The sequence below is a fragment of the Pseudomonas sp. JC1203 genome (assembly GCF_056175065.1).
This window is the reverse complement of sequence record NZ_JBWCAM010000003.1, coordinates 1-10,873: the sequence shown is the minus strand read 5'-3', so window position 1 is coordinate 10,873 and position 10,873 is coordinate 1. Positions and strand designations below refer to the sequence as shown.

The following is a 10,873-nucleotide window of genomic DNA, read 5'->3' as shown; positions in this document are numbered from 1 at the left end:
GCTGCGGGGTGGGGGCGGGGGCCGCCCCCCCCCCGCCCCCCCCCCCCCCCCCCCCCCCCCCCCCCCCCCCCCCCACTACGGGGACACGTTGCCCAGCAACCACCCACGGAACGCTTCCAGCGCCGGCAACGCGCGGTTGCGCGGTGGGTACACCAGGTAATAGCTGCGCGCGCTGGCGTAGGGCAGGGCGGGGCTGAGCAGTTCGCCGTTGGCCAGCTCTTCGGTGATCAACACGCGCGGCACCAGGCCGATGCCGATGTCGGCCCGCACTGCCTGCACCAGGTGCGAGGTCAGCTCGAAGCTTGCCCCCAGGCGCATGCTCTGGTGCGCCAGGCTATGGTGGGCGAACCACTCGCCCCAGGCGTTGGGGTTGTTGGCGACGCTGAGCAGCACCTGCTGGCTGATGGCCGCCGGCGTCCATTCGGCGCGGGTGGCCGCCAGGGTCGGCGACAGCACCACCATCAGCTCTTCGGCGTACAGGCGGTGGCAGATCAGCCCGGGCTGGTCACCGGTGGCCACGACGATGGCGGCGTCGATGCCGCTGGTCTCGAAGTCCACCGGCTCGATGCGCGAATTGATGTGCACCATGATTTCCGGGTGCTGGCGGTAAAAGTCATGCAGGCGTGGCAGCAGCCATTTCGAACCGAAGGTGGGCAGCGTGGCCAGGCGCAGGCTGCCGCTGCCGGCCTGGTGCGCCATGGCGTGCAGGGTGGCGCTGCGCACGCGGCCCAGGGCCTCGCTGATTTCGCGCTGGTAAAGCCGGCCCACCTCGGTAAGCCTCACCGCGCGGCCTTCGCGGCGGAACAGGGCCACCCCCAGTTGTTGCTCCAGGGCCTGCACCTGGCGGGTTACCGCGCTTTGGGTCAGGGACAGTTCCTCGGCAGCGCGGGTGTAGCTCTCATGGCGTGCCGCCGCCTCGAAGGCCAGCAGCACCGACATGGACGGGGTGAGGTTGCGGTAATTCATTCGTAAAAGTCATCAATGCAGGTGCGAATATCGGTTTGTGCCGGGCGCCAGGCTCCGGGATCATTGGCATCATCCGCTACCTGGCCGATGATAACCAGCACGCCCAGGCCAGTATCCATGATTATCCTGACATAAAGACGAGGCCATCCCCGATGATCGCCCAATTGACCGGCACCGCACCGGCCAGCCTGTACCCCGAATTCCTCGAAGCCCTGCGCAGCGCCGGCTTCAAGGGCCAGCTGAGCACCGACTACGCCACCCGCACGGTGCTGGCCACCGACAACTCCATCTATCAGCGCCTGCCCCAGGCGGCGGTGTTCCCGGCCGATGCCGAGGACGTCGCGCGCGTTGCCACGCTGATGGCCCAGCCGCGCTTCCAGGGCGTCAAGTTGACCCCGCGTGGCGGCGGCACCGGCACCAACGGCCAGTCGCTGACCGACGGCATTGTCGTCGACCTGTCGCGGCACATGAACAACATCCTCGAAATCAATGTCGAGGAGCGCTGGGTGCGCGTGCAGGCGGGGGTTGTCAAGGACCAGCTCAACGCCGCGCTCAAGCCCCACGGGCTGTTCTTCGCCCCGGAGCTGTCCACCTCCAACCGCGCCACCGTGGGCGGCATGATCAACACCGACGCCAGCGGCCAGGGCAGCTGCACCTACGGCAAGACCCGCGACCACGTGCTGGAATTGCACAGCGTGCTGCTGGGCGGCCAGCGCCTGCATACCTACCCGCTGAGCGACGATGAACTGGAACAGGCCTGCGCCGTGCCGGGCCGTGCTGGCGAGGTGTACCGCGCCGCCCGCAAGATCCAGGAAACCCAGGGCGAGCTGATCGAGCGCACCTTCCCGCCGCTCAACCGCTGCCTGACCGGCTACGACCTGGCGCACCTGCGCGACGAGCAGGGGCGCTTCAACCTCAGCAGCGTGCTGTGCGGCGCCGAAGGTTCGCTGGGCTACCTGGTGGAAGCCAAGCTCAACGTGCTGCCGATTCCCACCTACCAGGTGGTGGTCAACGTGCGTTACGCAAGCTTCATGGACGCCCTGCGCGACGCCAATGCCTTGCTCGAGCACACGCCGATTTCCATCGAGACGGTGGACTCCAAGGTGCTGTTGCTGGCGATGAAGGACATCATCTGGCACGCCGTGGCCGAGTACTTCCCGGCCGACCCGGCCCGCCCGACCCTGGGCATCAACCTGGTGGAATTCGCCGGCGACGACCCGGCCGAGGTCAACGCCCGCGTGGCCGCCTTCGTCGAACACTTGCAGGCGGACAAGAGCATCGAGCGCCTGGGCCACACCCTGGCCGAAGGCGCTGGCGCGGTGAACCGCGTGTACACCATGCGCAAGCGCTCGGTGGGCCTGCTGGGCAACGTCGATGGCGAGGCACGGCCGCAGCCGTTCGTGGAAGACACCGCAGTGCCGCCCGAGAAACTGGCCGACTACATCGCCGACTTCCGCGCGTTGCTGGACAGCCATGGCCTGGCGTATGGCATGTTCGGCCATGTGGACGCCGGCGTGCTGCACGTACGGCCTATCCTGGACATGAAAGACCCGGCCCAGGCCGCGCTGGTCAAGCCGATCTCCGATGCGGTGGCGGCGCTCACGCAAAGTTATGGTGGCCTGTTGTGGGGCGAGCACGGCAAGGGCCTGCGCTCGGAATACGTGCCGGCCTACTTCGGCGAACTGTACCCGTCGCTGCAACAGCTCAAGGGCGCGTTCGACCCGCACAACCAGCTCAACCCCGGCAAGATCTGCACCCCGCCGGACAGCGCCGAAGGCCTGATCAAGGTCGATGAAGCGCCGCTGCGTGGCGACTACGACCGCCAGATCGACGAGCGTGTTTGGCAGGACTACGGCACCGCGCTGCACTGCAACGGCAACGGTGCCTGCTACAACTTCGACCCCGACGACGCCATGTGCCCGTCGTGGAAAGCCACCCGCGAACGTCAGCATTCGCCCAAGGGCCGTGCCTCGCTGCTTCGCGAGTGGCTGCGCCTGCAGGGCGCGGCAGACATCGACGTGCTGGCGGCGGCGCGCAACCAGGTGTCGTGGCTCAAGGGCCTGCCCACGCGCTTGCGCAATAACCTGGCGCGCCGTCGTGGCCAGGCCGATTTCTCCCATGAGGTGTACGACGCCATGGCCGGCTGCCTGGCGTGCAAGTCCTGCGCGGGGCAGTGCCCGGTGAAGGTCAACGTGCCCGAGTTCCGCTCGCGTTTCCTCGAGCTGTACCACGGCCGCTACCAGCGCCCGCTGCGTGACTACCTGATCGGTTCGCTGGAATTCACCCTGCCGTACCTGGCCCACGCGCCGGGGCTGTACAACGCGGTGATGGGTTCGGCGCTGATTGGCCGGCTGCTCAAGGGCCAGGCCGGCATGGTCGACAGCCCGCTGATCAGCCGCTACAACCTGCAGGCCACGCTGACCCGCTGCAACGTGCGGGTGGCCACGCTGCCGGCCCTGGCCGAACTGACCCCGGCGCAACGCGAGCGAAGCGTGGTGCTGGTGCAGGATGCCTTCACCCGTTATTTCGAAACGCCGCTGCTGGCTGCGTTCATCGACCTGGCGCACCGCCTGGGCTACCGGGTGTTCCTGGCGCCCTACAGCGCCAACGGCAAGCCCCTGCACGTGCAGGGCTTCCTCGGTGCCTTTGCCAAGGCGGCCATTCGCAACGCCCGCCAGCTCAAGGCCGTGGCCGACTGCGGCGTGCGCCTGGTGGGCCTGGACCCGGCCATGACCCTGGTGTACCGCCAGGAATACCTCAAAGTGCCGGGCCTGGGCGAATGCCCGGCCGTGGCCTTGCCGCAGGAATGGCTGATGGACGTGCTGCCCGAACAGGCCGCCAGCGCTACCGGCAACTACCGCCTGATGGCCCACTGCACCGAGAAAACCAACGTGCCGGCCAGCACCCGCCAGTGGGAGCAGGTGTTCGCGCGCCTGGGCCTGAAATTGGCCACCGAAGCCACTGGCTGCTGCGGCATGTCCGGCACCTACGGCCACGAGGCGCGCAACCAGGGCACGTCGCGGACCATCTTCGAGCAGTCCTGGGCCGGCAAGCTGGACAAGCAGGGCGAAGCCCTGGCCACCGGCTATTCGTGCCGCAGCCAGGTCAAGCGCATGGCCGACCGCGAACTGCGCCACCCGCTGGAGGTGGTGCTGCAGCACCTGCTGTAAAGGAGGAATCGCGTCGCCTGCATCGCGACGTCGTTTCAAGACAGTTGCTGCTACATCCTGTGGGAGCGGGGGGGGGCGGGGGGGGGGGGGGGGGGGCAGGCGTGCCCGGGCCACCCCCGGGGGCTGGGGGGGCCCCGGGTTGTTTTTGGGAAAAAAAACGCTCGCGGCCACCCCAGCTCCCACAAGACAGTTGCTGCTACAGTTTTTTGTGTCGTTGCCGATACAAGGAGGTCGCTCACACGTACATGGAGGCGCAGGATGCGCATCAATCTGTATACCCAGCAGTCGATCACCAACCTTGCCGCCAGCAAGGCCGCACAATCCACCACGGTGATCAGCACCGTGGTGCAGCCTGGCAAGCAGGCCAAAGATGCCACCGTCACCCTGAGCATCGACGCGGTCACCAAAAGCCAGGCCGCCAGCCTCTACGGTGCTTTCTTCACTGGCCGTGAAGGCTTCAACACCGATGCCCTGGCCTTGGGCGCAGTATTGCCCCAGGCCACTTCCAGCTCTACCGGGCTTTCCGACGACGAGATCAGCCAGGACGCCCGCAACCGCCTGGATGCCGTGTATGCGGCGATGGCCGCTACCAGCAACCCGTTCTCCAACACCGAGCAGGACCGCAACAGCCTGTTCGGCAGCCTTGACCGCCGCTCATTGCTGGCGGTGGCGCAGAACGAGGGCGGCTTGTTCTCGGATGAAGAGCAGGCTTCGGCCTACGGCTTGATGCACCAACAACAGGCCTTGGCCACCGGCCAGGTCACGGGCCCCCAGGCCGATGCCCTGGGCTTGAAGCATGTGGACGATTACAACCAGATACTGACGCTGACGGCGTCGTTCCTCGACAACGTCAGCGACGCGGAAAAGGCCACCTCGGAATGGAAACTGGCCCGCGCCAGGTCCGCCGGTGTATCGCCCAACGACACCAAGGACAGCACCGACGATGCCCTGGCGAAACTGATGGTTTCCATAGGCCTGCGCTGACCGCAAACCCGTAGCAGCTGCCGCCAGGCTGCGTCACGACGCGCCGCGTATTTCGAGGTGTACCGCGCCGTGGCCGGACGCCGCCTGGCGGCAGCTGCCATGGGCTCGGCAGCCCGCCGACAGGTGCGTCGTTCCTGACCCTGACTCCGCCATTTGCATGACGAACCGTGTTCAAGGCCGTGCTACAACAGCGCGACTACTCCGCACGGAATGCCCTTGATGCCCACATCTGCCCAACGCCCCGGTTCGCGCTTCGGCCTGTTCTGCGCCGCCAGTTTCCTGCTGTCCATTGCCTATGGCAGCACCTTCCTGCTTTCGTTGCTGGTGGCCAGCCACGGCGGCAGCGAGCGCGATGCCGGCCAGGTGTTTGCCGTGGCCATGGTCAGTACCTTGCTGGCGGTGCTGGTGTCGGGCCATGTGATGCAGCGCCTGGGCGCCGGGCGCTCGGTGGCGTTTGGCGCCGGCTGCCTGGTGCTGGCCTCGCTGGGTTTTGCCCTGGTGCCGGGGCTGGGCGTGGCGCTGCTGGGCTGCGGCCTGCTGCTGGGCATCGGCTGGGGGCTGTTCTACACCCTGGGGCCGATCATGGTGGCGGCCATGGTCGAACCGGCCCGGCGCACCCACTGTTTCGCGTTGCTGTCGGGCAGCATGCTGACCGGCATCGGCAGCGGCCCCCTGGCCGGCAAGCTGGCCAGCCTGTATGGCCTGCCGGTGCACAGCGCGTTCCTGCTGGCCGCCGCGTGCGCGGTGGTGGGTGGGGCGTATTTCTGGCGGCTTGGCAGCCGCGCGCAAGGCTCGGGCGAGCCGGTGCAGATCAGCCTGGCCAGCGCCGCCCAGGTGCTGCGCTCGCGCGCCGCGCTGTCGATTCTGATGGTAGGCCTGGGCGGCGCGATCTTTGGCGGCATGGGCAGCTTCCAGACCAGCTACGCCGCCAGCCTGGGCCTGGACTATTCGCTGTTCTTCATTGGCTTCATGGGCGCGGCTATCGCCTGCCGCTTGCTGATTGCCGGGTGGGTGGTGAAGCGCAACCCGTTGGCCGCCTCCGCGGTGCTGACCACGCTGATGCTGGCAGCGGTGTTCGGCTTCTCCAGCTGGGTGCACGGCAGCCTCAGCTACCTGCTGACCGCCGCGCTGCTGGGGGTCGGCTATGGCTTGAACTACTCGGTCATCAACGGCCTCGCCGCCAACCAGGCACCGCCGCGGCTCACGGCCCAGGCGCTGCTGCTGTTCAGCCTGGCGTATTTCATCGGCGTGTTCGGCTTTCCCTTCGTGATGGGCAAGGTCATCAGCGCGGCGGGGGTGCATGGGATGCTGGTCAGCGTGGCAGTCATGGCCTTGCTGGTCTGGGCCCTGGCGGTGGCGCGGGTGATCGGCGGGCGCATTACGTGCGCAGCCGCTGCCTGAGGGATGCAACCGTGGGTTTGCGCTACGCTGATAACTGTCCAACCTTTGCAGAAGGAGGCAGGTCATGCGCGTCATGGTATTGGTCAAGGCTACTGAAGAGAGCGAAACGGGCACGCTGCCCAGCACCGAACTGATGGAGGCGATGGGCAAATTCAACGACGAACTGGTGGCTGCGGGGCTACTGCAGGCTGCCGATGGCCTGAAGCCGTCATCCCAAGGCAAACGCGTCGCGTTCGATGGCACCAAGCGCACCGTCAGCGATGGCCCGTTTGCCCACACCCGCGAGCTGGTCGCGGGGTTCTGGATCTGGGAGGTCGAGGACATGGACGAGGCGGTGTCGTGGGTCAAGCGTTGCCCCAACCCTATGCCCGGCCCGAGCGAAATCGAAATCCGGCCGTTTTATGAGATGTCGGATTTCGAGTGACGCCCGGACGCCGCCTTCGGCAGCTGCTACGGGAGCAGGCGTTTCTGGAAGAAGTGGCGGGTGTGGGTTGGCGGGTAGTCGTCGATGTGGCCGAACTCGGTGTAGCCGTGGCGCTGGTAGAACGCCGGGGCCTGGAAGCTGAAAGTGTCCAGCCAGATGCCCACGCATTCCTTGGCCCGCGCGTGCGCCTCGGCCATTTCCATCAGGCGTGAGCCTGTGCCTTGGCCACGTGTCTGCTCGGGCACCACCAGCAGTTCGATGAACATCCAACGGTAGAACAACTTCCCATACAGGCCGCCGATGATTTCGTCGGTCTGCTCGTCGCGCACCAGCAGCGCGAAGGTTTCCGGCACCGTGCTGCCGGCGTTGGCGATGTTGTACGCGCGCAGCGGCTTGACGATGGCGTTGCGCTCGGCTTCGCCAGGGTTGTTGTCCAGTTCGATGCGCACGCTCATTGGCCGGCCCTCACGGTGATCACGCCTTGCAGGTATTGCACCGCATGGCCTGCGACGAACACGCGGCCTTCCTCGACGCGGCAGTCCAGTTCGCCCTGGCGTTGCAGGCCTTGCAGTGCTTGCAGGCGGGTTTTGCCCAGGCGCTTGGCCCAGAACGGCGCCAGCCCTGCGTGGATGGAGCCGGTGACCGAGTCTTCCTCGCCGCCGTTGGCCGGCCAGAAATAGCGGGAGTGGAAGTCGTGGGCAACGCCCGGCGCGGTGACCACCACGTCGCGTGGGGCCAGGGTTTTCAGCAGGTCGCAACGCGTGACCACGGCCTCCACCTGCGCCGCGTTTTCGTACACGGCAAAGTACGCCTGGCGGCTGACCCAGTATTCGCTGGGGGCAATCGACAGCCCTTCGACCAACGCTGTCGGCACCTCGGTGAGCGGCGTGGGCGCAAGTTCTGGGAAGCTCAGTTCAAGCTTGCCATCTGCTAGGCGGCGCACCGGAATGTCGCCGACGGCTTTGGCCCAGAAGGTCAGGGTTTCCGGGGCGCCAAGCTGGTTGAACAGCACGAAGGCGCTGGCCAGGGTGGCGTGGCCGCAGAAGTCGATTTCGGTGAACGGCGAGAACCAGCGAATCTCATAATGACCACGTTCGTTACGCACGAAAAATGCGGTTTCCGCCAAGGCGTTTTCAATGGCGATGGCTTGCATGACCTCGTCGGGCAGCCAGGCGTCCAGGGGCACCACGGCGGCAGGGTTGCCGGCGAAGAGGCGGGAGGTGAAAGCGTCGATCTGGTAGAGGGGGAGTTGCATGGGCTAAGTCCTTGCCGATCCGTGCACGCACGTTAACAACCCCACGCACCGCCCAGAAGTGACAGATCGCGATTATGTCCACGATACAGTCCCCGTAGCAGCTGCCGCCTGGCGGCGTCCTCCATGCACCACCGCAGCGGTGCCGGACGCCGCCTGGCGGCAGCTGCTACGGGGTGGTGTGGGGTAATGGGTGCGGGGTAGGGCGCAGCCCGGCGCAGGCCAGGGCGGCTGCGGTGAGCAGCGTTACCACACAGATCATCAGGGCGTAGTTCATGCCGCGCATGAATGCCTGCGGCGCGGCATCGCGGATCAGGAAGCCGAACAACGCCACGCCGGTGATGCCGCCCACCTGCCGCGCTGCGTTCAGCAACCCGGACGCCACCCCGGCCTGGTGCCCGGCTGCGGCCGCCAGCGCTGCGCCGGTAATGGTGGGGATGGTTAAAGCAATGCCACCGCCAGCCAGCAGCATTGGCAGTATCAGCCAACCAAAGCTGTGGGCGGCCAGCGCGGGTAGCATCAGCCAATAACCGAGTGCCGAGATCAGCAAGCCCATGGTTGCCAGGCGTTGCCGGCCGATTCGCTGCACCAGCCGGCCAGCCAGGATGTTCATCGCCATGAGAATCGCCATCATCGGCAGGAACGCCAGGCCGGTCTGTTCGGGCGTGAAGTGTTCGATGGTCTGGAAGAACAGGCTCAGGGCGAACACCATGCCGTAGAACACCAGGTTGACCAGCACCCCGATGGTGTTGGCGCTGGCTAGCAGCGGGTCGCGCAGCAGCGCCAGGGGCAGCATTGGCCGCGCCGCGCGGGCCTCCAGCCACACAAACAGCACAGCGCCCACTACACAGGCCGTTGCGGCGGCGATGATGACCGGGTTGGCCCAGCCCAGGGCGCTGGCCTGGGTCAGGGCAAAAGTGAAACTGCCCAGGGTCAGCACCGCTGCCAGTTGCCCGGGCACGTCCAGGCTGCGTTGCGGCTGTACGGGGGAGCGGGGCGCGTGGCGGGCGGTCAGCCACAGGCCGAGCAGGCCGACCGGCACGTTGATGAAAAACAGGCTGCGCCAGCCCAATGTGGCGATCAATACACCGCCCACCACCGGGCCCGCCGCCAGTGCAATGCCGCCGCCCGCACCCCACCAGCCCACGGCACGGTTGCGCGCGGCCGGGTCCTGGAAGGCGTGCTGCAACAGCGACAACGACGTGGGTACCAACAGCGCCGCGCCCACCCCCTGGGCCAGGCGCCAGCCGATCAAGGCGACCAAACCCTGCGCCAGGCCGCAGCCCATGGACGCCAGCGCAAACAGCGCGTAGCCGAGCATGAACACCCGCTTGGCGCCAAACCGGTCGGCGAGGGTGCCGGCCATCAATAGCAGCGCGGCGAACACCATGGCGTAGGCGTTCACTACCCACTGCAGGTCGGTGACGCTGGCCAACAAGTCCTGACGCAAGGCCTGCAGCGCCACGTTGACCACGCTGACGTCCATCAGCACGATAAAAAACCCCAGGCAGGTGGCGAATTGGACCTTCCTGGCAGTGGAACTGAACATAGGCTTGACCTCCAGATTGAGGTCTTCACGCTAACGTGCCTGCTTCTGTGCGAAAATTCCGTATATGCGCACTGCTGACTGGAGAAAACGCACCGATGTTTGATTGGGAGAGTCTTCGCGTGTTCCTTGCCATTGGCCACGCCGGCAGCCTGGCCGGTGCGGCGCGGGCCTTGAAGGTTGACCATGCCACGGTCAGCCGGCGCCTTGGCGCGCTGGAGGCGGAGTTGCAGGTACGCCTGGTGGACCGCCTGCCGCGTGCCTGCCGGCTGACTGCGGTGGGTTTGCAGGTGTTCGCGCTGGCCAGCGAGATGGAGGCCAGCGCTTTCGCCTTGCAGCGCGTGGTGCGCGCCGAGCATTCGCCGGCGGCAGGCCGGGTAGTCCTCAGTGCACCGCCGGTACTGGCCAGCAACTTCCTCGCTGCGACGCTACGCCGCTTTCAGCAGCAGTACCCACAGGTGCAACTGTCCATTGTCAGCCAGGTGCATAGCGTGTCCCTGGGCCGCCGCGAAGCCGACATTGCCGTGCGCCTGTACCGGCCCACCGAGCCGGACAGCGTCACGCGCAAAGTGGGCAGCATGCCGTTCGGTCTGTATGCCAGCGTCGACTACGAACATCTGAGTGCCCCTGCGCAATGGCAGTTCATCACCTACGGGCCAGAGCTTGCCGACATGCCTCACCAGCAATGGATGATGGCCGTGGCCCAGGGACGGCCGGTTGCCTGCGAAGTCACCGACCTCACCACCCAGCACGCTGCCGCACGCACCGGCGTGGGCGTGGCCGGGCTGCCACGGTTCATGGGCGATGCCGACCCGTTGTTGCAACGCCTGCCGTTGGAGGGTGAAGGGTTTGCCCGGGAGATCTGGCTGGTGCTGCACGCAGACCTGCGGCATTCGCCGTTGCTGCGCGCGGTGATGGCGTTCCTAGTGGACGTGATAAGCGAGACGTTCGACACCGCCCCGTAGCAGCTGCCGCAGGCGGCGTCCGGGTGCGCTGCGGTGTGCCGGGAAGAACAAACGCTGCAGTTCGTCGCCAGGGTGCTCGGCGCGCATGAACGCCTCGCCCACCAGGAACGAATACACCTCGCTGATTTCCATCAGCTCGACGTCGGCACGGTTGAGGATGCCGCT

10 protein-coding genes and 1 pseudogene are annotated in these 10,873 nt (G+C 66.7%); 5 read left to right on the top strand and 6 right to left on the bottom strand.

Annotated elements, in window-relative coordinates:
• Positions 1-75: 75 nt before the first annotated feature.
• Both AC0SZ7_RS05415 and AC0SZ7_RS05410 read right to left on the bottom strand, forming a co-directional pair.
• Positions 76-966, bottom strand: coding sequence for a LysR substrate-binding domain-containing protein (locus AC0SZ7_RS05415; RefSeq protein WP_475503406.1), 891 nt, complete (start codon positions 964-966; stop codon positions 76-78).
• Positions 963-1,085, bottom strand: coding sequence for a hypothetical protein (locus AC0SZ7_RS05410; RefSeq protein WP_475503405.1), 123 nt, complete (start codon positions 1,083-1,085; stop codon positions 963-965). The genes AC0SZ7_RS05415 and AC0SZ7_RS05410 overlap by 4 nt, the downstream gene beginning before the upstream one ends.
• Positions 1,086-1,118: 33 nt before the next feature.
• On the opposite strand from AC0SZ7_RS05410, the gene ydiJ reads away from it, so the two are divergent.
• The 4 genes from ydiJ to AC0SZ7_RS05390 all read left to right on the top strand — a co-directional run bounded on the left by ydiJ (position 1,119) and on the right by AC0SZ7_RS05390 (position 6,945).
• The gene (gene ydiJ / locus AC0SZ7_RS05405; RefSeq protein WP_475503404.1) at positions 1,119-4,136 is read left to right on the top strand and encodes a D-2-hydroxyglutarate dehydrogenase YdiJ; all 3,018 of its coding nucleotides are present in this window, start codon (positions 1,119-1,121) and stop codon (positions 4,134-4,136) included.
• A 258-nt stretch (positions 4,137-4,394) separates the two neighbouring features.
• The gene (locus AC0SZ7_RS05400; RefSeq protein WP_475503403.1) at positions 4,395-5,120 is read left to right on the top strand and encodes a hypothetical protein; all 726 of its coding nucleotides are present in this window, start codon (positions 4,395-4,397) and stop codon (positions 5,118-5,120) included.
• 219 nt (positions 5,121-5,339) lie between these two features.
• Positions 5,340-6,521 (top strand): MFS transporter, encoded by a 1,182-nt coding sequence (locus AC0SZ7_RS05395; protein WP_475503402.1) that lies wholly within the window; start codon positions 5,340-5,342, stop codon positions 6,519-6,521.
• A 64-nt stretch (positions 6,522-6,585) separates the two neighbouring features.
• Entirely contained in the window at positions 6,586-6,945 is a 360-nt protein-coding gene (locus AC0SZ7_RS05390) for a YciI family protein (protein WP_475503401.1), read from the top strand.
• 26 nt (positions 6,946-6,971) lie between these two features.
• Here the strand turns inward: AC0SZ7_RS05390 and AC0SZ7_RS05385 are convergent, their stop codons facing one another.
• The 3 genes from AC0SZ7_RS05385 to AC0SZ7_RS05375 form a co-directional block, all read right to left on the bottom strand.
• Positions 6,972-7,400 (bottom strand): GNAT family N-acetyltransferase, encoded by a 429-nt coding sequence (locus AC0SZ7_RS05385; RefSeq protein ID WP_475503400.1) that lies wholly within the window; start codon positions 7,398-7,400, stop codon positions 6,972-6,974.
• Positions 7,397-8,200, bottom strand: a complete 804-nt coding sequence (locus tag AC0SZ7_RS05380; RefSeq protein ID WP_475503399.1) for a PhzF family phenazine biosynthesis protein — start codon at positions 8,198-8,200, stop codon at positions 7,397-7,399. The genes AC0SZ7_RS05385 and AC0SZ7_RS05380 overlap by 4 nt, the downstream gene beginning before the upstream one ends.
• Positions 8,201-8,366: 166 nt before the next feature.
• Positions 8,367-9,746 (bottom strand): MFS transporter, encoded by a 1,380-nt coding sequence (locus AC0SZ7_RS05375; protein ID WP_475503398.1) that lies wholly within the window; start codon positions 9,744-9,746, stop codon positions 8,367-8,369.
• Positions 9,747-9,841: 95 nt separating this feature from the next.
• Between AC0SZ7_RS05375 and AC0SZ7_RS05370 the strand changes: the two genes are divergently transcribed.
• Entirely contained in the window at positions 9,842-10,708 is an 867-nt protein-coding gene (locus AC0SZ7_RS05370) for a LysR family transcriptional regulator (RefSeq protein WP_475503397.1), read from the top strand.
• Here the strand turns inward: AC0SZ7_RS05370 and AC0SZ7_RS05365 are convergent.
• Positions 10,667-10,873, bottom strand: a pseudogene (locus AC0SZ7_RS05365) (hypothetical protein); the annotation flags it as partial. The gene AC0SZ7_RS05370 and the pseudogene AC0SZ7_RS05365 sit on opposite strands and share 42 nt — an antisense overlap.

Bases quoted from the DNA above. Each gene is read 5' to 3' on its own strand.
- AC0SZ7_RS05400 (WP_475503403.1), top strand. From the start codon at position 4,395: ATGCGCATCAATCTGTATACCCAGCAGTCGATCACCAACCTTGCCGCC.
- AC0SZ7_RS05385 (WP_475503400.1), bottom strand. From the start codon at position 7,400: ATGAGCGTGCGCATCGAACTGGACAACAACCCTGGCGAAGCCGAGCGC.
- AC0SZ7_RS05395 (WP_475503402.1), top strand. From the start codon at position 5,340: ATGCCCACATCTGCCCAACGCCCCGGTTCGCGCTTCGGCCTGTTCTGC.
- AC0SZ7_RS05375 (WP_475503398.1), bottom strand. From the start codon at position 9,746: ATGTTCAGTTCCACTGCCAGGAAGGTCCAATTCGCCACCTGCCTGGGG.
- ydiJ (WP_475503404.1), top strand. From the start codon at position 1,119: ATGATCGCCCAATTGACCGGCACCGCACCGGCCAGCCTGTACCCCGAA.
- AC0SZ7_RS05410 (WP_475503405.1), bottom strand. From the start codon at position 1,085: ATGGATACTGGCCTGGGCGTGCTGGTTATCATCGGCCAGGTAGCGGAT.
- AC0SZ7_RS05380 (WP_475503399.1), bottom strand. From the start codon at position 8,200: ATGCAACTCCCCCTCTACCAGATCGACGCTTTCACCTCCCGCCTCTTC.
- AC0SZ7_RS05415 (WP_475503406.1), bottom strand. From the start codon at position 966: ATGAATTACCGCAACCTCACCCCGTCCATGTCGGTGCTGCTGGCCTTC.
- AC0SZ7_RS05370 (WP_475503397.1), top strand. From the start codon at position 9,842: ATGTTTGATTGGGAGAGTCTTCGCGTGTTCCTTGCCATTGGCCACGCC.
- AC0SZ7_RS05390 (WP_475503401.1), top strand. From the start codon at position 6,586: ATGCGCGTCATGGTATTGGTCAAGGCTACTGAAGAGAGCGAAACGGGC.